The 21,832-nt window shown below is 67.5% G+C and carries 18 protein-coding genes and 1 tRNA gene; 9 read left to right on the plus strand and 10 right to left on the minus strand.

Features of this window, described 5'->3' with window-relative positions; translation table 11 throughout:
• Positions 1–1,353, minus strand: a complete 1,353-nt coding sequence (locus ACT86A_RS14750) for an FAD-binding oxidoreductase (protein WP_445092679.1) — start codon at positions 1,351–1,353, stop codon at positions 1–3.
• Positions 1,354–1,586: 233 nt separating this feature from the next.
• On the opposite strand from ACT86A_RS14750, the gene ACT86A_RS14755 reads away from it, so the two are divergent.
• Positions 1,587–2,585 (plus strand): DoxX family protein, encoded by a 999-nt coding sequence (locus ACT86A_RS14755; RefSeq protein WP_445092680.1) that lies wholly within the window; start codon positions 1,587–1,589, stop codon positions 2,583–2,585.
• A gap of 99 nt (positions 2,586–2,684) precedes the next feature.
• On the opposite strand, the gene ACT86A_RS14760 is transcribed toward ACT86A_RS14755, so the two are convergent.
• Entirely contained in the window at positions 2,685–3,074 is a 390-nt protein-coding gene (locus ACT86A_RS14760) for an STAS domain-containing protein (RefSeq protein WP_445092681.1), read from the minus strand.
• A 143-nt stretch (positions 3,075–3,217) separates the two neighbouring features.
• Positions 3,218–4,012 carry an SDR family NAD(P)-dependent oxidoreductase gene (locus ACT86A_RS14765; RefSeq protein WP_445092682.1) on the minus strand — a complete coding sequence of 265 codons (795 nt, stop codon included), beginning with the start codon at positions 4,010–4,012 and terminating at the stop codon, positions 3,218–3,220.
• A gap of 548 nt (positions 4,013–4,560) precedes the next feature.
• On the opposite strand from ACT86A_RS14765, the gene ACT86A_RS14770 reads away from it, so the two are divergent.
• The gene (locus tag ACT86A_RS14770; RefSeq protein ID WP_445092683.1) at positions 4,561–4,782 is read left to right on the plus strand and encodes a hypothetical protein; all 222 of its coding nucleotides are present in this window, start codon (positions 4,561–4,563) and stop codon (positions 4,780–4,782) included.
• A 120-nt stretch (positions 4,783–4,902) separates the two neighbouring features.
• A complete protein-coding gene (locus ACT86A_RS14775; RefSeq protein WP_445092684.1) occupies positions 4,903–5,580 on the plus strand; it encodes a class I SAM-dependent methyltransferase in 678 nt (225 codons plus the stop codon).
• A 38-nt stretch (positions 5,581–5,618) separates the two neighbouring features.
• Here the strand turns inward: ACT86A_RS14775 and ACT86A_RS14780 are convergent, their stop codons facing one another.
• The 3 genes from ACT86A_RS14780 to ACT86A_RS14790 form a co-directional block, all read right to left on the minus strand.
• Positions 5,619–6,410 carry a PIG-L deacetylase family protein gene (locus tag ACT86A_RS14780; protein WP_445092685.1) on the minus strand — a complete coding sequence of 264 codons (792 nt, stop codon included), beginning with the start codon at positions 6,408–6,410 and terminating at the stop codon, positions 5,619–5,621.
• Positions 6,411–6,805: 395 nt separating this feature from the next.
• On the minus strand, positions 6,806–8,155 hold the full coding sequence (locus tag ACT86A_RS14785) for a TIGR01777 family oxidoreductase (RefSeq protein ID WP_445092686.1): 1,350 nt from the start codon (positions 8,153–8,155) through the stop codon (positions 6,806–6,808).
• Positions 8,156–8,678: 523 nt separating this feature from the next.
• Entirely contained in the window at positions 8,679–9,485 is an 807-nt protein-coding gene (locus tag ACT86A_RS14790) for a VOC family protein (protein ID WP_445092687.1), read from the minus strand.
• 589 nt (positions 9,486–10,074) lie between these two features.
• On the opposite strand from ACT86A_RS14790, the gene ACT86A_RS14795 reads away from it, so the two are divergent.
• Positions 10,075–10,617, plus strand: a complete 543-nt coding sequence (locus ACT86A_RS14795) for a YaeQ family protein (RefSeq protein ID WP_445092688.1) — start codon at positions 10,075–10,077, stop codon at positions 10,615–10,617.
• A 149-nt stretch (positions 10,618–10,766) separates the two neighbouring features.
• On the opposite strand, the gene ACT86A_RS14800 is transcribed toward ACT86A_RS14795, so the two are convergent.
• Positions 10,767–10,840, minus strand: a tRNA-Met gene (locus ACT86A_RS14800).
• Between the two features lie 512 nt (positions 10,841–11,352).
• On the opposite strand from ACT86A_RS14800, the gene ACT86A_RS14805 reads away from it, so the two are divergent.
• Positions 11,353–11,895, plus strand: a complete 543-nt coding sequence (locus ACT86A_RS14805) for a transglycosylase family protein (protein ID WP_445092689.1) — start codon at positions 11,353–11,355, stop codon at positions 11,893–11,895.
• A 75-nt stretch (positions 11,896–11,970) separates the two neighbouring features.
• Here ACT86A_RS14805 and ACT86A_RS14810 read toward each other — a convergent pair whose 3' ends face one another.
• Positions 11,971–14,970 (minus strand): UPF0182 family protein, encoded by a 3,000-nt coding sequence (locus ACT86A_RS14810; protein WP_445092690.1) that lies wholly within the window; start codon positions 14,968–14,970, stop codon positions 11,971–11,973.
• A 212-nt stretch (positions 14,971–15,182) separates the two neighbouring features.
• On the opposite strand from ACT86A_RS14810, the gene ACT86A_RS14815 reads away from it, so the two are divergent.
• Positions 15,183–15,764 (plus strand): PPA1309 family protein, encoded by a 582-nt coding sequence (locus tag ACT86A_RS14815; protein ID WP_445092691.1) that lies wholly within the window; start codon positions 15,183–15,185, stop codon positions 15,762–15,764.
• A 331-nt stretch (positions 15,765–16,095) separates the two neighbouring features.
• Here ACT86A_RS14815 and ACT86A_RS14820 read toward each other — a convergent pair whose 3' ends face one another.
• Positions 16,096–17,121, minus strand: coding sequence for a YlbL family protein (locus tag ACT86A_RS14820; RefSeq protein ID WP_445092692.1), 1,026 nt, complete (start codon positions 17,119–17,121; stop codon positions 16,096–16,098).
• 128 nt (positions 17,122–17,249) lie between these two features.
• Here ACT86A_RS14820 and ACT86A_RS14825 point away from each other — a divergent pair, with 128 nt between their 5' ends.
• The 3 genes from ACT86A_RS14825 to ACT86A_RS14835 all read left to right on the plus strand — a co-directional run bounded on the left by ACT86A_RS14825 (position 17,250) and on the right by ACT86A_RS14835 (position 21,011).
• Positions 17,250–18,656: a zinc-dependent metalloprotease gene (locus ACT86A_RS14825; RefSeq protein WP_445092693.1), complete on the plus strand. Its 1,407-nt coding sequence runs from the start codon at positions 17,250–17,252 to the stop codon at positions 18,654–18,656.
• Positions 18,657–18,744: 88 nt separating this feature from the next.
• Positions 18,745–19,620, plus strand: a complete 876-nt coding sequence (locus ACT86A_RS14830) for a hypothetical protein (protein ID WP_445092694.1) — start codon at positions 18,745–18,747, stop codon at positions 19,618–19,620.
• 17 nt (positions 19,621–19,637) lie between these two features.
• Positions 19,638–21,011, plus strand: coding sequence for an ABC1 kinase family protein (locus ACT86A_RS14835; protein ID WP_445092695.1), 1,374 nt, complete (start codon positions 19,638–19,640; stop codon positions 21,009–21,011).
• Positions 21,012–21,424: 413 nt separating this feature from the next.
• Here ACT86A_RS14835 and ACT86A_RS14840 read toward each other — a convergent pair whose 3' ends face one another.
• Positions 21,425–21,748, minus strand: a complete 324-nt coding sequence (locus ACT86A_RS14840; RefSeq protein WP_445092696.1) for a WhiB family transcriptional regulator — start codon at positions 21,746–21,748, stop codon at positions 21,425–21,427.
• Positions 21,749–21,832: the final 84 nt, after the last annotated feature.

Below are 21,832 nucleotides of genomic sequence, written 5' to 3' on the forward strand. Positions count from 1 at the left end.
TCAGAGGACCTTGCCCGGATTGAACAGTCCGCCCGGATCCAGTGCATCGCGCACTCTGCGCTGGATCTCCACCGAGTCCGGTCCCAGTTCGCGCTCGAGCCAGCGTCGCTTGAGGACGCCGACGCCGTGCTCTGCGGTGATCGTGCCGCCCAAATCCAGTGCCGTCGAGAAGATCGCGTCCGCCGCTGCCTCTGCTCGTTCGACCGCCGCATCGTCGTGCTCGGGGATGACGATGATCGGATGCAGATTGCCGTCACCGGCGTGACCGAAGGTGAATATCCGGCTCGCATGCCGATCGGCGATCTCGGTGATGCGCCGAACCGCGTCCGCGATCCGGGATCTGGGCACGGCGATGTCCTCGATCAGCACTCGGCCATGCCGCTGCAGTGCCGGCAGCGCCGCCCGACGAACGGCGAGCAGTTCATCCGCGGTCGCGGCATCGGCACCGACGGTCAGGCGAGAAGTGAACTCCCGGAACGTCGCTGCGACCACCTCGGCCTCGGCCTCGGCACCGAATCCGTCGGTCTGCGCGACGATGAACGCACCCGCCGCATCGGTCCGCACGCCCAGGAAATCCTGCGCCTCCCGAACCGATGCCGCATCGAGCAGCTCCAGCATCGCTGGACGTACGCGCGCGGCCAGCACGGCTGACGCCGCCGACGCGGCTGCCTCGACATCGTCGAAGTGCGCGGCGATGGTCACCGTCCGAACCGGAAGCGGCTGCAGCCGGACCGTGGCCGACACGATCACCCCGAGTGTCCCCTCCGAACCGGTGAACAAGCTCGTCAGATCGAACCCCGCGACGCCTTTCACCGTTCGACGTCCGGTCGTCAGCAACCTGCCATCCGCCAGCACCACATTCAGGCCCAAGACCGAGTCGCCGGTCACGCCGTACTTTACGCAGCGCAGTCCGCCCGCGTTCGTAGCGATATTTCCGCCGATGGTGGAGATCGCCGCGCTGGCGGGATCCGGGGCGTACCGCAGGCCGTGCCTGCGCGCCGCGTCATCGAGTACCGCGGCACTCACACCGGCCTCGACCACCGCCAGCTCGTCGGTCGGCGAGATCTCCAGAATGCGGTCGAGCCGGCTCACGTCCAGAACCATCGAGCCCGTCCCGGCACTCGCCCCGCCCGCCAGTCCGGTTCCCGCTCCCCGGACCACGACCGACAGCCCGGCATCCGCCGCGAAACTCACCGCCCGCCGGACATCGTCGACGTTCGCCGCGATGATCAGAACCCTCGGCTCACCATCCGGCCGATTACCGGACCGGTCCGCCCGGTAGGCCACTGGGATGTCGTCCCCGACGAGCACACGACCAGATATCGTGTCGGCCAACGTCGTCGATACCGTCATTGTGTACTCCTTCGGCCCCGGTGCACGCGGCCGTCACGTCGTTCAGGTCAGCAATCCATCCTCTCCGATGGCCTGAGATCCGGCGGTCCAGCAACGATCGGAATATCCGATCGGATCCGATCGAGCCATCAGTTGTATCCACGTGGGTGGCGTTCACCTGGTTGCCGGGGGTGTTTGGTCACGTGACTTGCGGGAATCCGGTCGGTAACAGTATCGAGAGAAGGGGTTTTGTCATGTTGTTGCGCCGACTCGCCCGGCCGCTACTGGCCGCCGCGTTCATCGTCGATGGAGTCGATACGCTGCGGCGCCCGGACGAGCGGGTCAAGACCGCGACCGAACTGGTCCAGCGGGGACAGCGCCAGCTTCCCGATCAGATCGCCGGCAAATTGCCCTCGGATCCGGCGACCGTGGTGCAGATCAACGCGGTCGCCCAGGTGGGCGGCGGCGTCTTGCTGGCGCTCGGGAAAGCGCCGCGCCTGGCCGCCCTGGTGCTGGCCGCGACCGTCGTGCCCGCGACCGTCACCGAGCAGGATTTCTGGAACGAGCAGGATCCCGCGCGGAAGTCCGCGAAACGTACCGCGTTCCTGAAGGATCTCGGGCTGCTGGGCGGCTTGATGATCGCCGCCGCCGATACCGAGGGCAAGCCGTCGCTGGGCTGGCGCGGACGCCGTGCCGCGCGCGACGCGGCCACCACGGTATCGGCCGCGCTGCCGTTCGGGGCCACCTCGAACGGCACCACCGGCGCCGCACTGCGCAAGCACGCGCACGACGCGGCCGAGCGGGCGCGGGCACTCGGGGCCGGCGCCGCCGGCAAAGGCGCGGAGCTGGCGGAGACGGCACAGCGACACGGACCGGAGTGGGCGGAGGCAGCGAAGGAGCACGGCAGCGAGCTGGCCGAGTTCGCGAAGGAGCACGGAGCCGAATGGGCCGAACTCGCGAAGGAGCACGGGGCCGAGTGGGCCGAACTCGCCAAAGAACGTGGTACCGACTGGGCTGAACTGGCCAGAGAACGCGGCGGGCACCTCGCGGACCTGGCCAAGCAGCGCAGCGCGGAGTGGGCCGAAATCGCGAAGGAACGTGGAGCCGAGCTGACCGAACTCGCCAAGCACCGCGGACCCGAGATCGCGGGCGGCGCACGCGAGCGCGGTGCGCACACCGCCCACCTCGCGCGTGAGCGCGGAGCCCGGGCCGCACACGCCGCGCGCGAGAAAATCGAAGCACACCGCCACTGAGCCGGCGTCCGCGCCGAGCGCGTCGCGACCATCCGGCCCCTGGCGGGAGTCCCGTTCGTCGGCCCAGGCGACAAACGGGACTCCCGCCGACGGCACGGATCACGCGGTCTCGTCGTAGCCGGGCGCGATATCGGCGAGCGCGGCGTCCAACGAGCCGACGCGATGGAATCCAGTGGACAAGCCGGTGATCTCCATAGCCCGGCCCACCGAGCGCACGTTCGCGATCAGGATGATGCGACGGTGTGCTCGCGCGGCTTCGGCTTGCGCCTCGACCAAGACGCTCAGCCCCGCCGCCGCGAGGAACGTCACTGGGGACAGGTCGAGCACAAGCGTTGTGGTGTGGCGTAGGCACCCGCGGGTCAGTTCGGCGCGAAACCGCGGAGCGGTCGCGAGGTCGATTTCGCCGACGACCATCAGCATCGTGACGTCGTGGCGCGGTCGGCACACCGAAAACCTGAGCGGGTCAGTTCGTTCGGTGTGACGGGACATGCACTGACTCCTGGCCGGACGCGGGCACTGCACAGACCGTGTGTGCTTCCAGTGAAGCACTGTGCGACAGGTCGGTACAAGCACAGCCGAATGAACTTCGTTCGCGGCCCGCCTCTTCCGGCCCACGCAAGTGGCCGCGCCGCTCAGGACAGGTTCGCGCTGCCGCCACACGAAATCGTCACCGCTTCACCGTTGAAGTGGCGGCCGTGCTCGGAGACCAGCAGGAGCACGGCCTCGGCGACTTCGGCGGGCTCGATCAGATCCCCGTTCGGCGGGCCGGATTCGATGATGGCCAGCCAGTCCGCTTTGGTCGGGTTCTCCTTCTCCGGCACCATGAGCCGCCAGGTGGCGGGGTTCTGGATCATGTCCGTGTCCACGCCCGCGGGCAGCAGCGCGTTCACCGTGATGCCGTACTCCGCTACCTCCAGCGACAACGATTTCACCAGACCGAGCACGCCCCACTTGCTCGCCGCGTAGTGTCCCGCGTTGCGCATGCCCATCCTGGCCACGATGGACGAGGTGGCCACGACACGGCCCCAGCGGCGCTCGATCATATGCGGCACCACCGCACGGAAGCTGTGGAATATGCCGGTCAGGTTGGTGTCGATCATGTCCTGCCACAGTTGCTCGTCCATCTCGGCGATGGGCGCGGCGGACGCGATACCCGCGTTGGCGATCAGGATGTCGATGCGATCGAATTCCGCGATCGCGCGCTCGGTCACCGACCGCATCTGCTCGAGGCTGCGCACGTCGGCCTGCACCGCGATGCAGCGGCGGCCGGTCCGCTCGACCAGTTCGGCGGTCCCGGCCAGGTCGTCGGGGGTGCTCAACGGGTAGGGAAGACCGGGCACGGGTGCGGCGATATCGCACACCACGATATTTCGCACCCGCGCCGGCCAGTGCCAGCGCGTGTGCGCGGCCCTGCCCACGAGCGCCACCGGTGATCACCGCCACCCTGCCGTCGAGATTCCCCATGTCGGGCCCCTCATCAGTCGGTACCTGCTGCGGCCACCATTCATCGTGTCACGTGCTGGTTCGCTCGGCTCCCATTTTCGGCGGCATGCGGCAGGAGCGGCATGCGGCGGGGATTCGGTTCGCGTCCCCGGTTACGGCTCCCGGCCCCGCAGACGCGCCGGATTTCGCGCGAATGGGTGCCGTGGCGATGGCCGAACCGTCCCCCGCAGGTCCGGGCCAACTCACCACAGCGCACCCTTCGGCGGGGCCGATGCGTCGAAATCCACAGGGGCAGTGAAACAATGCCTGCGGTCCCACTTCGGAGCGGGCACGGCTACGGCACGGCAAGCCGACCCGACTGCGGCAGGGACTGGCGCGTGCAACCCCTCCGACCTGGTCCAGTGACGAAGTGAGTGCAAGGTACGCTGCGCCCCGGAACGATCCCGCCCGTGCCTCCTCGTCGTTCCGGGGCACGGCCCAGCGCACCCACCATGGTTCCTGGAGCCCGATGACCGATTGTGAGTACCTTGGCGTGAATCTCGACCGACAGCTCGGCGCCACACACCCAGCGCACGATAGCCCGACCGAGCACGATTGCGCAGTCGCCGACCGGATCACCGGCCACCGGTTACGCAGACTCATCCACACCGCCCTCGGCCTCTCCGACGACTCCATCGACTTACTGACCGCCATGACCGGTCGTCTGCGTGCCGCCGAGGGCATGCTTCCGCGCGACCCGCTCGACGACTGTTGACCTACCCGCACAGGTAGGGGCGACCGGCCGATCAGCAGCACACCGGGCGACCACCGACTTTCGTTGCCGAAGCGGCAACGATATTTGCCGTTTCGCACAGGCGGGTGGATCGTCGAGTTCATGAGCTCCACACATCACCAAGAGCACGGAACGACGCCGACCACGATCGAGTATTGGGAGAGCTTCTACTCCGAGCGCGAGCAGGTCTGGTCGGGGCGGCCCAACGTCCTGCTCGTGCGGGAGATCGCCCCGATCGCACCGGGTTCGGCACTGGATCTCGGCTGCGCCGAGGGCGCCGACGCGATCTGGCTGGCCGAGCACGGCTGGCAGGTCACCGCCGCCGACGTCTCGGAGACCGCGCTCGCCCGCGCGCGGGCCGGCGCACAACGGCGGGGGCTGTCGGAGCAGATCGATTGGCAGCGCCACGATCTGACCGAGAGCTTCCCGCCCGGGCGCTTCGATCTCGTCACGGCACAGTATCTGCACTCACCGCTCGCCCCGGATGGTGCGCGAACGAGCATCTTGCGCCGGGCGGCGGAGGCTGTGGCGCCGGGCGGGCTGCTGCTGATCGTCGGGCACGCCGGTTGGCCGACCTGGATGCTGGAGCCGCACGTCGACATGCACTTCCCGACCACTGCCGAGGTGCGTGCGGGACTGGCGTTGGATGCCGCCGAATGGCAGGTGGAGGTCGACGAGGTCGTCGAGCACGAACACTTCGGGCCGGCGGGACAACCGGGCACCCGAAGCGACAACATCCTCCGAGTTCGCCGGGCGCCTCGCCCGGCGGCCGCACCATAGCCAACGCGGCCTCGCGCAAGCGGCGGTAACTGCCGGGTTCAGCGATCCGCAGGCTGGAATATGTCATCCAGCGGGCCGTTCGCGACTGGGCTGGCGCCTTCCTCGGCGAACCATTCCCAGCGCATGACCCGGGCCAGAACGGGGGTGGGCGTGCGAAGTAGCACGCGCGCGATGGTGGCGAAACGGCTGGAGCTCCCGATGATTGAACGGTGCGCGGACAGCGCGATTTTGCGTTGCGCGGCAAAGGCGCTGACGTCGACACGATGGGTGATTTCCGACCGCGGGATGTAGAGCGCAGCGCAGTCGTAACCCAGCGGAATCCGCAATCGTTCGAGTAAACCGACCAGGCCAGTGACGTATTCGCGGGGGAAGGTGGCGTCCAGGACGCGCGACACCCCGGCCAGTTCGGCCGCGCGCTTGCCGACCTCGTGCACGCGGACGTGATCGCGGTGCCCGTAGCCGCCGTTGCGGTCGTAGCTGAGCAGAACATCCGGATTTTCTTCGTGCAGGATCGCGGCCAACCGCTCGGCCGCTTCCTCGGGATCCGCCCGCGCGAACCGTACTCGATCCAGCGGGTCCGCATACAGCACCGCGCCATGACCGCTGTCGGCGTAACCGAGGTGCGCCACCCTCGCCACGCCGAGGGCCGACGCGCTGGCCGCCAACTCGCGCAACCGCACGGCTTTCCGGCCATCCAGATCGGCCATATGACCACCGGCGGCCACGACGATCACCGTCCGGTGCCCGGCGGCGGCCAACCCGGCGAGGGTCCCGCCGGTCAGCAGGGTCTCGTCGTCCGGATGCGCGTGAAATGCCACAACGGTCGCCATTACCCCAGTGTGGCAGGGCCGCTCACGACAGTGGCCGACTGTAGTGGCCGCCGCATGATGTTCGTCGCGGTGTCCCCAGGTGGACCGAGAACGCCGATCAGGTCGATTACCTGCGAGGTAATCGACCTATGCCCGGACAGCCCGGTCACCAAATGAGCAGAATCAATGCCTTCTGCACGGTGTCCAGAATGCGGCCGATGGTGATCGCGATTTCGACGGTGCCCATGACGAGCCTCTTTTCTGGGATGGCAAATCTCGCCATATCATTCAAGCTCCGCCGAAGCGGAATCGGAAGCCCGAGCCCCGCCCGATTGATGCACGGCCCGAACTGGAGGTGCACCAAACCTGTGCTGCCACCGTCCCCCAGCCACTCAGGGCGGGCCGGATCGAGGTGGTCAGCTTGCGGGCCTGCCCAACAGATGACGCAGGGCCGGTTCCAGTGCGGGCGTGCGAAACTGGTGACCGGACTGCACCAGACGGGCTGGAACGACACGCTGGCTCGCGGACGCCAGCTCCCGGTTTCCTTCGCGACCGAGCAGCAGCGCGGGTCCGAACCGGGGTACCGGGAGCAGTGCGGGACGGTGCAGCACCCCAGCCAGCACCCGGGTGTATTCGGCATTTCGAACCGGCTGCGGCGCAACCGCGTTGACCGGCCCGGATAGGTCGGTATCCCATAGCGCGCGGTAATAGACGTCGATCAGGTCATCGATCCCGATCCACGAAAGCCACTGTCGGCCATTGCCGATCCGCCCGCCCAACCCTGCCGTGAACAGCGGGCGCAGCAACCGCAGCGTGCCGCCGCGCGGGGACTGCACGATCCCGGTGCGCACACGAACCACCCGGACGCCTGATTCCGCGGCGGGAACCGATGCGGCCTCCCAGTCGTCGACCAGCTCGGCGAGAAAGCCGTCGCCTCGCGGCGCGTGCTCGCTCAGCGTCTCGTCGCCGCGATCAGAGCCGTAGTAGCCGATCGCGGAGGCACTGACGAAGACCGGCACCGCCGACCGCGCCGCTACCTCGGCCAGTTTGCGGGTCGGCCCGATCCGGCTGTCGGCGAGTGCGCGCTTGTGCCGTTCGGTGAACCGCCCCGCGATGGATGCGCCGGCCAGATGCACCACCGCGTCCACGCCGTCGAGCAGATCCGGCGCGGGATCGGCAGTGTTCCATTGTCGTTCGTCCGCGGCCCACGGTGGGTGGCGGACCAGCCGCACCACACGGTGCCCACCGGTGGTCAGGTACGCGGTCAACGCCGAACCGACCAGGCCCGACGACCCGCTCACCGCGATGGTCCTGCCCACGAACCCGGCCCGCGTCGCCCGCGTATGCGCGGCCAGATCGTCGGCGAGCTGACGATGCCGATACGCGAACATGGGACGTAGCACCGCGGCGGGCACCGGCGCGTCCACTTGGTCCACTACCCGGGTGTGCCGCTCGTCGACTACTTCGAAATCGTGGGTGTGCCGCCAGGGCAACAGCCCGGCGGGCAGCGAACCGATTCCGTCGACGGTCACCGCGTCGACGAACCGGTGCGGCGGGTCGTATTCCTCGGGGTCGTGGCGGGCCACCCAACGCAGTCCGCCGGGCAGACCGAGCACCGCCTGTCCGTCGGACAACGAATCCGATTCGGCCCGCGGTGACACCGGCTGCCAGGGTGGGGCGAGCCGGGCGAGCGCGCCGGGGCGGGCGTGCCAGGCGAACACCTCGGACCGCGGGAGATCGATGACGCTCGCGTACTCGATGCCCATTCCGCGACTGTAGTGCGAAACCAACCGACCGCATCGTTTGCTGACCGTTTGCTGTTTCGAAAAATTTCCAAACCGTAATACACGGTCTACATCCGATTTGCCCGGATACCGGGCACCTGGCGCCCGGGTCACAGCCTTATCGACGGCTGTCGCGGCGTCACAGCGCCCGACAAGGCGGCGGTCGAACTGTTCGCCGACGCGGCCGAGGGGGGCGCACCCGGTCGGCCCGCGCGCCATAGCGGCTGCGCGGGGCCGTCGAGCTTTCGCCCGCGCCCGCACCTGCGCATTCGGCCGCGAATCGGTCCGGTCGACGTGCCTACCCTGAGCACGGTTGGCCTCCCCAGAAGGGTGCGCCCGACCGGCGGCGCAGCTTGGTGCGCGCAACGCCTGGCCGTGAAGGACCCGGCGCGGTGCGGGTGTTCCGCACCCCGATCCAGGCCCGCGTGTGGCCACGCGCGGCCCGAGTGAGCCGGTCGGTCGCACCGCGACATGACGGCGCGTCGAACCCACGCGCCGGCATGGATCAGGCGCCGGTCGGCGGTTCCCCGACCGTGGTGGTGGGATCGATGATGCCGAAGACCTCGCCCTGCGCGCCCTGCACAATGCCCATGCGGCCGAAGGGGCTGTCCGCGGGGCCCGACATGATCGTCGCGCCGAGATCGCGGGCTTTGTCGAGCGCCGTGTCGGCGTTGTCCACCTGGAACCAGGCCAGCCAGTAGGACGGGTCGTCGCCTGGCCGCTGGGTCGAGTCGTTGATGCCGCCGCCTGGCTCACCGTCCGGTGTCCGGCTGAAGGTCGAGTAGACGAAGTTCTTGCCATCGCCGATTTCGGTGTAGTGCCAGCCGAAGACCTTCGCGTAGTACTGCTGTGCCTGCTTGTAGTCGGCGGTGTGCAGCTCGTTCCAGCAATAGGCGCCGTGCTCATTGTAGATGCCCGCACCGCTGTGGGCCTTCGACTCCCACACGCCGAATACCGCGCCGGTGGGATCGGCGGCGACGAACATGCGGCCGACATCGAGGACGTCGAACGGCGCCATCATCAGTGAACCGCCCGCCGCGGTGACCTTCTCCGCGACGGTGTCGGCGTTGTCGGCAGCTATGTAGGTGGTCCACACCGAAGGCATCGGCATGCCCTCCGGCTTGGGTCCGATACCCGCCGCCACGCGGCCATTGCGCATCGCCATGAGGTAACCGCCCGCTTCGGGCGAGGTGTCTTGGATCTCCCAGCCGAAAAGCTCGCCGTAGAAAGCGCGGGCGCGGGCGGGGTCATCGACCTGGCAGTCGACCCAACAGGGCGTTCCCTGCGGCCAGCTTCCATCATGAGTGGGCATTACAGTGCCTCCTGACATGGGTTGCCGAGGTGCGGCCGAAAGGGCCGACACCAGGCTGGTCAACCACCAGCACTTCGCTGGGTCAGCCCGCATCGGCCGGCCGCTCCGGCTCACGTTTCCCTTGCCGCGATTCCCCCGCGAACATCCCCCAAACAGATCAGTCCCCGGTAGTCTCCATCGAAACCGTGAGTCTCAGTCGTCGCCGACGACTCCGTATTTCGACTGGCTTGCCGGGGGCCTAGCCGGATCTTGAAGCTATGTCGTCACTGCCAGCAGACGTCTCTACTGACAATGTGCACTTCTCCGGTGTTCCGGTGTAAATTCCTATTTTCCCCCCGGATCTCGCTCCAGTCAAGAGGTCTCAGGCCGAATTATGGCTATTTTTCCCCGCGGGCGCAGGAGAGCGGCGGATCACCTCGGTCGTCACCACGGTGCACACCCTGAGGAACCGCGGATCAGCTGCGCGCCCACCGCAGGGTTCGCGAGCGGTTCGGCCGGAAGCATGTCGCGCGCGGTCCAACGGTGCGATGCACCGAGCTCGGCAGTCTCGATCGAGCAGACGAGTGGGCTCGCTTAAGCTCCTACTGTTATGGCCCTCAGCGCAACCCTGTACAACTTCGCCGTCCAGCTGTCCGACATCGATCGCGGTGTCTATGTGGAGTTGGAGTTGCGGGCCGCGCGCCATCCGTCCGAGACAGCCGAGTTCATGCTGACCCGGCTGCTGGCCTACTGCCTCGAGTACGAGGAGGGCATCACCTTCAGTGACGGCGGCGTGTCGTCCACCGACGAGCCCGCGGTGCTGGTGCGCGATCGCACCGGGCGAGTCACCGCCTGGATCGAAGTCGGCGCGCCCGATGCGGAGCGCGTACACCGAGGCAGCAAACTGGCTGACCGGGTCGCCATCTATACCCATCGCGACCCCGTCAAGGTCCTGGCGCAACTTGCCGGCAAGCGGATCCACAGCTCCGAGGCGATCCCCCTCTACAGCTTCGATCGCGGCTTCATCGATTCCGCCGTCGCCGCGGTCGAACGTCGCAACTGCGTCACCATGTCGATCACCGAGCGCCTGCTGTACCTGGACTTGAACGGTACGGTTCACAGCACATCGATCGCCGAACAGCGGCTCGGATAGCCCTGGCGTGACGAGGTCTCGGGACCCCTCATCCCGGGTTGTTTCATACCCACGGCGCGGCCGCGCCGGATTCTTGCGGGAAGGGCTGAGGCCCGGGGGAAATAGCTCAGGCCAGGGAGATCGGTGATCTCCCTGGCCTGAGCCCTTTGTAGCGGGGACAGGATTTGAACCTGCGACCTCTGGGTTATGAGCCCAGCGAGCTACCGAGCTGCTCCACCCCGCGTCGGTGAACATAACATTACACATCAGTTCCCAAGAACTGCAAATCGCCAGTTCAGCGGGGTTTTCGCAACATTGACGGATGCCGTGCCGTCGCGGTGGCAGGCGGTTGAGCGCTCATGTCCCGAGGACCACAACCACCGAGAAACGACCGCCCTGCCATATAGACACCATGGGACCCGTTCAAACGTGACACATATCACCATTTCTCGGTGATCTCGGACACATAACGATGCGATAACTTCTCCGTCGCTCAGCGCGTTGCCAGGTTTACCACCTCGCGAAATGCCGATATCCGAGTCATTTACTTTCTGCAATTCTAGCGTTATCGAGATGTGATCTGCTGAGATTTCTTCGTTACCGTCAGTCCACGGCCCCGATCAACCGTGACGGGCTCGAACTCGAACCGCCGAACACCGGTAACCCTGTCCCGCGGTTCGAGGATCCCCGACGACCTGGGGACAGGGACACGGCAGCTCCATCGCCGTGCCGGCGGGCGCAGGGAGGGAATCGACCATGACTGAGAACCGGAAGTTCAGCACCCGCGCCCTCGGCTTCGCCGCCATCACCGGCGCCATTGTTGCCGTCCCGTTCGCATTCTCCACCGCTACGGCCACCGCCGCACCCACGCACGACTGGGACGGTGTGGCGCAGTGCGAGAGCGGTGGCAACTGGGGGATCAACACCGGTAACGGCTACTACGGTGGCCTGCAGTTCTCCCAGAGCACGTGGGCCGCCAACGGTGGCCGGGGCTCCGCGCACAACGCGAGCAAAGAAGAGCAGATCCGCGTCGCGGAGAACGTGCTCGCCACGCAAGGCGCCGGCGCCTGGCCGACCTGCGGCAAGTACCTGCGCGCCGGCACCTCCGAGCCCGAGCCCGCCGTCCAGCCGGAGCCCATCCCCGCCGCGCCCGCTGCGCCTGCACCGAGCGAAACCAAGACCGTGGTCGACCAGGCCAAGTCCGCGGCGAACGAGCTGGCCAAGCGGTATGGCCTCGGAGGCCAGTTCGAGCAGATTCTGCAGCAGAACAGCACGCTGATCGATTCCTTCGGCCGCTGATCCAGCAAAAGACGCCGCCATCGCAAATGATGGCGGCGTCTTTTGGTCGTTCTACCTCAGCAGCGTCCTGCTACCTCAGCGGCTCGCGTCCTGATAGGCCTTCACCGCGGCATCCAATTCGTCGAGCGCACGGCCGAAGTCCTGGAAGTTTCCGCTGCGCATAGCGTTTCGGACATTCTCGATCTTCCGGTTCAACTCGGCCGCCGCGGCGTCCTTGGCGGCGGACGATCCGGTCGCGGGCGGCGGGACGGACGCAGGCGGCGGGGTTGCGGCGCTCGTCCCGTTGTTGCCCTGGTCGACGGGCGGAGCAACGGTGCCCGGCTTCGGCCTGGTGCCCGAATCACCGCCGAACGGCGTGGCCAGCGCGCCCGCGCCGGGGATCACCTGGTTCAACGCCTCGGCCAGGGTCGAGGCATAGCCCACCTTGACACTGCCCGCCTCGTCCCGATAGCTGACCAGTACCCGCAGCAGCTGCGGGAACGTCGCGGTGTTCGGACCCGTGTTGCGTTCGTTGTAGAACGGCTCCACATAGAGAATGCCGCCATCGGCGACCGGCAATGTCAGCAGATTGCCATACTTGATCTTGTTCGAATTGGACAGCAGCGTTTTCTCGCGGGATACCTCCGGCGCGGTCGTCATTCGGTTCTGGGTCTGCTGCGGGCCCAATGTCTGGGTGTCCGTGGGCAATCGCAGAATCGTGAATTTCCCGTATCCGTCCGGATCCGACCGCACCGAGATATAGGCCGACAGGAACTGCCGGTTGTAGCCGACCATGGCGCTGGTCAGATTGAAGATGGGCTTGCCCGTTTTCGGGTCACCCAGCAATACGTAGTACGGAGGCTGGCTCGCGGTAGTTCCGCCGTCGGTGGTGGGGTCGGCCGGGACCGACCAGAAGGCGTTGTTGGTGAAGAACTCGCGCGGGTCGTCCACGTGATACTTGGTCAGCAAGTCGCGCTGCACCTTGAACAAGTCCTCCGGGTAGCGGAAGTGCGCCCGCAGTTCCGGCGAGATCTCGCTCTCGGGCTTCACCGCGCCGGGGAACACCCCGCGCCACGCCTTCAGCACCGGGTCCGACGAATCGACCTCGTACAGGGTGACGGTGCCGTCGTAGGCGTCGACCGTGGCCTTGACCGAGTTGCGGATGTAGCTGACCGACTTGCGCGGAATCAGTCGGCCGGTCTTCTTGTCGATGCTGTCCTCGAGCGCGCCCTCCAGCGAGGTGCTCTGCGCGTACGGGTAAGCATCCAGCGTGGTGTAGGCGTCGACGATCCAGACGATGCGTCCGCCGACCACAGCGGGGTAGGCGTTGCCGTCGGTGGTCAGCCACGGCGCAACCTTCTGCACCCGCTCCCGCGGGCTGCGGTTGTAGATGATCTTGGATTCGTCACCGATGGCCGAGGAGAACAGGATGTTGCGCTCCGCGTACTTCGCCGCGAAAGCGAGGCGGTTGAGCCAGTTGCCGATCGGCACCCCGCCCCGGCCGGAGTAGGTGTACTGCGCGGTGTCGGAATCGTATTCACGCGGACGCTGACCGTCCATCGCGCCGACGATCGCGTAATCCGGATTGGACTGTGAGATCAGCTCGCCGAAGTACACGCGCGGCTGGTCCACTTTGATCCGCTGCTTGTCCGACGGCGTGAACAGATCGCCGACCATGAAGATCGGGTAGCCGCTGTCGCTGCTGCCTCCGGTGGCGTTGGGATCCTCCGATTGCGGCTTGTTCACCCGATTGGCGGGGGCGGCGACGAAGCCGTTGCCGTGGGTGTAGACGGTGTGCCGGTTGATCCAATCGGTCTGGTTGCCGCTCAGCGCCGCGGGCGAGAGCTCACGGGCGGCGACGATGTAGTCCTGCACGTCGCCGTCGAGGTTGTAACGGTCGATGTCCAGCGACTCGGGGAAGCCGTAGAAATTCTTCAGCTGACGCAGCTGGGTGAAAGTCGGCGAGAGGATGTTCGGGTCGAGCAGCCGCGCATTGCCGATGGTCGCGGCGTCCACCGGAACGTCGAGCGGACTCTTGCTGCTCTCGCCCTTGTAGTCCTTGTAATCGATCCTGTCGTTGGTGATGCCGAACGCCTGCCGGGTCGCGGCGATATTGCGTTCGATGTACTCGCTCTCCTTGTCCGCGGCATTGGGACGTACCGAGAACTGCTCGACCACCAGCGGCCACACCGCACCGACCAGGACCGAGGACAGCACCAGCAGCGCGGCGGCCATCGCGGGCACGCGCAAATCGCGCAACACGATGCCGGCGAAGAAGGCGACCGCGCAGATCACCGCGATGGACAGCAGGATGAGCTTGGCGGGCAGCACCGCGTTGATATCGGTGTACGAGCCGCCGGTGAAGGTGGGTTCTTTGCGGCTGCTGGACAGCAGTTCGTACCGGTCGAACCAGTATGCGATGGCTTTGAGCAGCACGAAAAGCCCAGCGAGCACGGCAAGTTGGATGCGCGCCGGACGGGTGAGCGTGCCCTCGCGCCCGGACAGCCGCAGACCGCCGAAGACGTAGTGGGTGACCAGGCTGGCGAAGAACGCGATGACCACCGCGACGAACAGCCAGTTCAGCACCATCCGATAGAAGGGCAGATCGAAGGCGTAGAAGCCGACATCGAGACCGAATTCCGGGTCGGTCTGGCCGAACGAGCCGCCGTTGAGGAACAGTTGCACCGTCACCCAATTCGACTGCGCCACCAAGCCGGACAGCAGGCCCAGCAGCACCGGGATGCCGACACCGAACAGCCGCAACCTGCTCATCACAGTGGTGCGATACCGCGCGATCGGATCGTTCGGTCCGGCCACCGGCACGAATACCGGCCGCGACCGGTACCCCAGCAGCAGCGCCAGCCAGACCACCGAGCCGACGAACACCGCCACGACGATGAACAACAGGACGCGAGTGCGCAGTACGGTCAGATACACATCGCGGAAGCCGACCTCGCCGAACCACAGCCAGTTCGTGTAGGTGTCCGTCAGCCGCGGCCCGAGCAGCAGCAGCGCCGCTAGGACGATGGCCGCCAGCAGCAGCACACGGCTGCGTCGGGACAGCGAAGGTAAGCCGGTGGGGGGCCGCATGCCCACGATGCCACTCTCCAAGGTCCGGCGACGCTCGCACCGATACGCCCGGCCGATGCGCCGCAGTCGGATGTTGCGGGTGGTCCGTACGGGACCATCTCGGCCCCACTCTACGGAAATCGGACACCTTGCAGCTGGCAGGGTTGCGCTTGCCACGCCGAACCGGCGATCATCCGGGTCCGCGGTTGTCCTGAACGCCCGTTTGATTGGATGTGTCTGTGACACCAGATCTGCACGCCGAACTCGTCCTGGCCCGCGCTGTCCGGGAGGTGGCGGAATTCGTGGATGCCGAGGGGTGGGGTCGCCCGCCGCAGATGTTCGCGCTGGTACCGACGGCGGACCTGGTCGCGGCGCAGCCGGAGCTGGAGGATCACCTGAGCGCAGGTGACGAGCTGACGCCGGTCGCCCAAGAGGCATTCCCGGACGACATCACCGGCGGATCGATGGCGCTGGACGAGTTCCTGGCCACCACCAGCTGGCCGCCCGCCGTCCAGGGATGCGTGCTCGTGCAGGAGATCGTGGTGCTCCCGCCGGACGCGGAGTCGACGTTGGACGATGCCCTCGGCCCGCTGCTGGCCGACCACGATGCCGCCGACGCGGCCGCGCGCGCCGCGGCCGCGGCGCACCCGGAGCGCCGGGCGGCGCGGTTGTTCGCCGCGGTACTGCGCGCCGGCGGCTCGCTGTGCCTGCTCCAACTGCGACCCGACGACGACGCCGACGACTTCGGCGACCTCGATCTGCGCACCTACCCGAACCTGGCGCCGAACCTGGTAGAGGCGCTGCACCACACGTTGGACTGACCGCAGCGCACTGGGGAGTACGCTCGTCCGCCCGGGGTGAGCGCACAGCCCTGGTTGCCGGCATCGGCGTGTCGCGGCCGCCGCAGAATGCCCGCGCAACAATTGATTTCGTGACCACACGGGCAACTCACCAGGATCCCGAATCGGCAGCGGCACCGCGACGCACGACTCGAACGCAGATCCCGGCTCATACGCTGGAAGACCAGCGAAGCCGGGACGGTAACTCACCGCGGACACCCGACGCTGATGCGACGCCGGACGCGCGACCTGTCGCCGAACCCCGCGTCACCCGACTTGAACGGCCAGCAGCTCGCAGCGGTGGACGAATCCCTTATCCGCAGCTGACCGGCTGTTTGCCCATGGTGATTTCATTGAGCGACTGCACTGCGCCGGTGAGATTCTCGACCTTCACCAGCCGCAGACCATCGGGGGTCCGCTGTCTGGCCTCGTTGCAGTTGGCCGCGGGAACCAGAAAGGTCTCCGCCCCTGCCTCGCGCGCGGCCATCATCTTGTACTGGATGCCGCCGATCGGGCCGACCTTGCCATCCTGATCGATGGTCCCGGTGCCCGCCACGAACTTGCCGCCGTCCAGCTCGCCCGGGCTGAGCTTGTCGATCAGCGCGAGACTGAACATCAGGCCCGCCGACGGGCCGCCGATATCGGCGAGGTTGAACGCGACCTGCATGGGTGGGCGAGCACCCTCGCCCGGCGTCACACCGAGGTAGCCCTTGGTCGCGTCGCCAGGGCGGGCGCCGAGCGTGATCGTCGCGGTCTGCTCGGCATTGTCTCGTCGGTAGAGCACGGTGACCGGGCTACCGGGCGCCTGCGCGGTCACCGCGGAGACCACGTCCTTGGGCACGGTCACCGGCGTGCCGTTCACACTGATCAGCTCGTCGCCGGCGCGCAGCACACCACCGGCTGGGCCGTCGTCGGCGACTTTGCGCACCAACACGACTGTCGGCAGCCTCAGGTAGTGCAGGGCGGCGACCTCGGCATTACCTTCGGAGGCCTTGAAGTCCTCCTGGTTGGACTTGTCGATCTCCTCGCGCGACACGTCGGGCGGGTAGATCTCCGAGCGCGGCACCAGACCGTGCTTGCCGCTGGCCCAGAAGCCGAATGCCTCGAAGATGCTCAGCCCGTCGCGCACCGATACCGTGGTCATGTTGAGATGCCCGGTGGTCGGATCGACCTCTGTTCCCTTGACATCGACGACCTCCTTGCCGTCCACCTTGCCGAGCGTGTCGAAGGTGGGGCCGGGACCGAGGGCGACGAACGGTACGGTCAGCACGCTGCCGACGACACCGAGCACGAGCACCGGGATCAGGGCGGCCACCAGGGTGAGGATCCGACGATTCACCCAGACCACAGTAATGACAGCGGGCGCTGGGAAGTGGCAGAGGCGGTCATTTCGCCCACGCGCGTCGCCGCCGGGTTTCGCGCCGCGCGAACATCGAGGCACGGTGCCACGCGCGTAACGTGAGGGGTATGAGTGACCTTCCCTTCGGATTCTCGAACCGCGATGACGACGAACGCAAGCGCGGCGACGAGCCGAGCGGTCCCGGTCCGAACGATCCGTTCGGGATCGGTGGGTCCGGCGCGGGCGGATTCGACCCGGCGCAGCTCGGGCAGATGTTGACCTCGCTCGGCCAGATGCTCAGCGGCATGGGGCAGCCGGGCTCGGCGCAGGCCGGACCGGTGAACTACGACGTCGCCAAGCGGCTGGCCCGCCAGCAGCTCGGCGCGACCGTCGCCCCGGTGACCGCGGGCACCGCGAGCGCGGTCGCCGACGCCGCGCACCTGGCCGAACTCTGGCTCGACGGCGCGACGACCCTGCCCGCGGGCGCCACCAGGACGGTCGCGTGGACCGCCAACGATTGGATCGAGCAGACCCTGCCCACCTGGCAGCGGCTGTGCGACCCGGTGGCCGAACAGATATCCGGGATGTGGACGGCATCGCTGCCCGAGGAGGCCAGACAATTCGCCGCGCCGATGGTCGGCATGCTCGGCCAGATGGGCGGTCTGGCTTTCGGTTCACAACTCGGCCAGGCGCTCGGCCAGCTCGCCAAGGAGGTGCTGACCTCCACCGACATCGGCCTGCCCTTGGGGCCGACCGGCACCGCCGCGCTGCTGCCCGCGGCGATCTCGGAGTTCAGCGCGGGGCTGGAACAGCCGGAAAGCGAGATCCTGGTGTTCCTCGCCGCGCGCGAAACCGCGCACCAGCGGCTGTTCGGACACGTGCCGTGGCTGCGCCAGCAGGTGCTCGGCGCGGTCGAGGATTACGCACGCGGTATCCGGATGGACTTCTCCGCGCTGGAGCAGGCCGCGCAGGGCATCGATCCGATGTCGCTGACAGATCCCGCGAAGCTCGAGGAGATCCTGTCCCAGGGCACGTTCGAGCCGCAGACCACGCCGGAGCAGAAACAGGCGCTGGAACGCCTGGAAACGCTCCTCGCACTGATCGAAGGCTGGGTGCAGGTGGTGGTCACCGACGCCGTCGGCGACCGGTTGCCCGGCGCGGGCGCATTGGCCGAGACCCTGCGCAGGCGGCGCGCCACCGGCGGGCCCGCTGAGCAGACCTTCGCGACACTGGTCGGCCTGGAGTTGCGTCCGCGCAAACTGCGCGAGGCGGCGGCGCTGTGGCGCAGGCTCACCACCGATGCGGGCATGACGGCGCGCGATCAGGTCTGGTCGCACCCCGATCTGCTGCCGGATTCCGGCGACCTGGACTCCCCCGCCGGCTTCATCGACTCGGTGATCGGCGGTGGGACAACCCCGTTCGACGATCCGTTGGCGCAGCTGGCCCAGACCGAGGCCCGCGAGCAGGCCGAACGCCAGGGCAAGGACGGCGGTTCCGGCCCGGACCTGGGCAAAGAGGGCGACGCACCAGTGTGATGATCCACCCTGTGGATGACCCGAAACCCTGTGGATAACCCGCGGTTTCGAACGACGTCACACATTCCGCGTTCCGCATACTGCTGGCATGACAACGATGTGTCGCGGACCACGGTTGCGTCCGAGGGTAACCGTCTTGGTTCGCCCGACGGGCGTCGTGCAGCTCGGATGTGACCCCGAGACCGCCGTGACGCTCGGTCCGGAAGGTATGGACGCTCGAGCCGTCCTGGCTTTCCTGCGCCTGCTGGACGGCTTGCGCACCGAACCGCAAATCATCTGGCGAGCCGGCGAATGCGGGATCGATCCCGAGCGCGCTATGGCGCTGCTCACCCTGATCGATGAAGCCGGACTGCTCGACCATCCCGAGGACCGTGCCGGACTGGCGCTGGCGGTGCGGGTACACGGGCTCGGTCCGCTATCCGACGCTGTCTCGGCCGGGCTGCACGCACTCGGCGTGCGGCCGAGCCGTTCCCGGGACTATCCGTCCGGCGCGGCGACGGTACGCACCTGGCGGGCGGACCTCGTGGTGCTGGCCGACGCACTGATGCCCGATCCGCGATTGGTGAACGACCTTCTGCTGCACCGAATTCCGCATCTCCAATTGCGGATTCGGGACAATAAGGGTGTCATCGGGCCGCTGGTGCTGCCCGGCGCCACCAGCTGCCTGCGCTGCGCGGACCTGATCCGCTCGCAGAACGACGCCGACTGGCCGCATCTGGCCGCCCAGCTGCTCGGCCGGGTCGGCTATGCCTCGCCCGCCGGAATCGCCGCGACGGTCGCGGTCGCCCTCGGCGAACTGGAGGCGATCCTGGATTGCTCGCCACGCCGCACGCCGGCCACGTTGAACGCGACGGTGGAATTGGATCTGGATTCACATGTCCGCGATCGGCGGGAATGGCACCGTCACCCGGCGTGCGCGTGCGCGCGAGTACCCGCGAACCTCAACGCCGGCGCACGTCGGTGAGCGGATCGTCATGGCCGATGCACGGGTCCGTCCGCCATGATGGGTACGTGTCAGAGATCGCGCGCCGTCGCTCGTCCCGCAACGCCAAGCTGGCCAGGATTCCGCTGGGCATCGCCGGCCGGGCCGCTGTGGGATTCGGCAAGAAGCTCGCCGGAGGCGACAAGACCGAGATCAACGCCCAGCTCAACCGGAAGGCCGCCGAGCAGTTGTTCACCGTGCTGGGTGAACTCAAGGGCGGCGCCATGAAGTTCGGACAGGCGCTCAGCGTGATGGAGGCCGCGGTTCCGGAGGAGTTCGGCGAGCACTACCGCGAGGCGCTGACCAAATTGCAGGCCGCCGCGCCGCCGATGCCGGCCGCGACCGTCCATCGCGTGCTCGACCAGCAGCTCGGCACCCGGTGGCGCTCCCGCTTCGGTGCGTTCGACGACATCCCGGCGGCATCGGCCAGCATCGGGCAGGTGCACCGAGCGGTCTGGTCGGATGGGCGACCGGTCGCGGTGAAGGTGCAGTATCCCGGTGCGGACGAGGCGCTGCGCGCGGACCTCAAAACGCTGTCCCGGATGACCGGCCTGGTCTCGTCGGTGTTCCCGGGTGCGGATGTGAAGCCGATCCTCGCCGAGATCACCGAGCGCACCGAAGAGGAACTGGACTACCGCAACGAGGCGGCCAACCAGCGCGCCTTCGCCAAAGGCTTCGACGGACACGGCGAAATCGCGGTGCCGAGGGTGGTGGCGAGCGCACCGAAAGTGATCGTCACCGAATGGCTGGACGGGACCGCCGTTTCGGCGATCATCAAGCAGGGCGGCGAGAATCCGGCGGGCACCCGTGCGTTGCGCAATCGCGTCGCGGGCCTGATGGCCCGATTCCACTTCTCCTCACCGGAGCTGGTCGGACTGCTGCACGCCGACCCACATCCGGGCAATTTCATGATGCTGCCCGACGGCCGACTCGCCGTCATCGATTTCGGCGCCTGTGCGCCGATGCCCGCGGGCTTCCCCCCGGAACTGGGCCGGATGCTGGCCCTCGCGGTGGCGGAGCGCTTCGCCGAGCTCACCGAGCTGCTGTACGACCACGGCTGGGTGATCCCGGGCCGGACCGTCACCCAGCAGGAAATCGCCGACTATCTGCGGCCGTTCACCGATCCGATCCGCGCCGACTCGTTCCACTTCACCCGCAGGTGGATGCAGCAGGTAGCGGGTAAAGCTTCCGAGTTCTCCAGCCCGGAGATGAAAACCGCTCGGGCACTGCAACTTCCGTCGGAATACGTGATGATCTTCCGGGTGCTCGGCGGTTCCGTGGGCATCTTGGCCCAGCTGGATGCCGAGCTGCCGTTCATGCAGCTCGTTCGCACCTGGATGCCCGGGTTCAGCGAGGAACGCACTGCCTCCTGAGCCCTGATCATCCCGCCTGCACACCGGCCCAACCGCAAACACAAACTGCCTGCCCATCGCACCACCAACCCCGCCGAGTACGAGTCCTACGAGCACCGTTCGCGGCCCGTCTCGCGTCCGAGTGGCCGAAGCGCATGCGACGCAGTCGCGAGTCTCGGTCGCTCGGACGCGAGACTCCCCGGGGCCGCGAACACCCGGCGCCGTAGGCGCTGGAAATCAGACAGAGCCGCCCACCTGAACATGGTGAGCGGCCGGCCTGCTTTCTCGTTCGTTGGTTCGGCTCATGCCGGAGTCGACCGAGTCGAGCACATCGCCCGGAGGGAGGGAAGTCATTCCCCGACTCGCGCCGTGGCCGTTGTCGGCGTTCGCGCGCCCTACCTGGTTACGCGAATCGCCGACTCCGGGCCTGACGCTCATGCCAGGACCGCGACCTTGCGCGGACGACCACGCGGACGCTTGCGGGCGATCACGACACCCTGGTCGAAGATCTCACCGCCCCAAACACCCCATGGCTCACGCCGATCCATGGCGGCGCTCAGGCAGCCCTTGCGGATCGGGCAGGTCGCGCACAGCGCCTTGGCCTGTTCCAGCTGGACCGGGCTCTCGGCGAACCAGAGATCCGGATCACCGGCTCGGCAAGGCAGGACCTTGGTGGACTCCTGGGGACGCGTAGTCGACGCCACGGTTCGGCATGTCACGTCAGTAGCGGCCGGCGGCCAACCCTGTGCGGTGAACACGTCGTTCTCCTTCAGCTCGTTTGCAGCGGTTCGTTTCGTAGTCCGCGAAACCGGTGCCGGGTGGCTGAAGGGCCGGAGAAAATT

The sequence above is a fragment of the Nocardia glycosmidis genome (assembly GCF_052545115.1).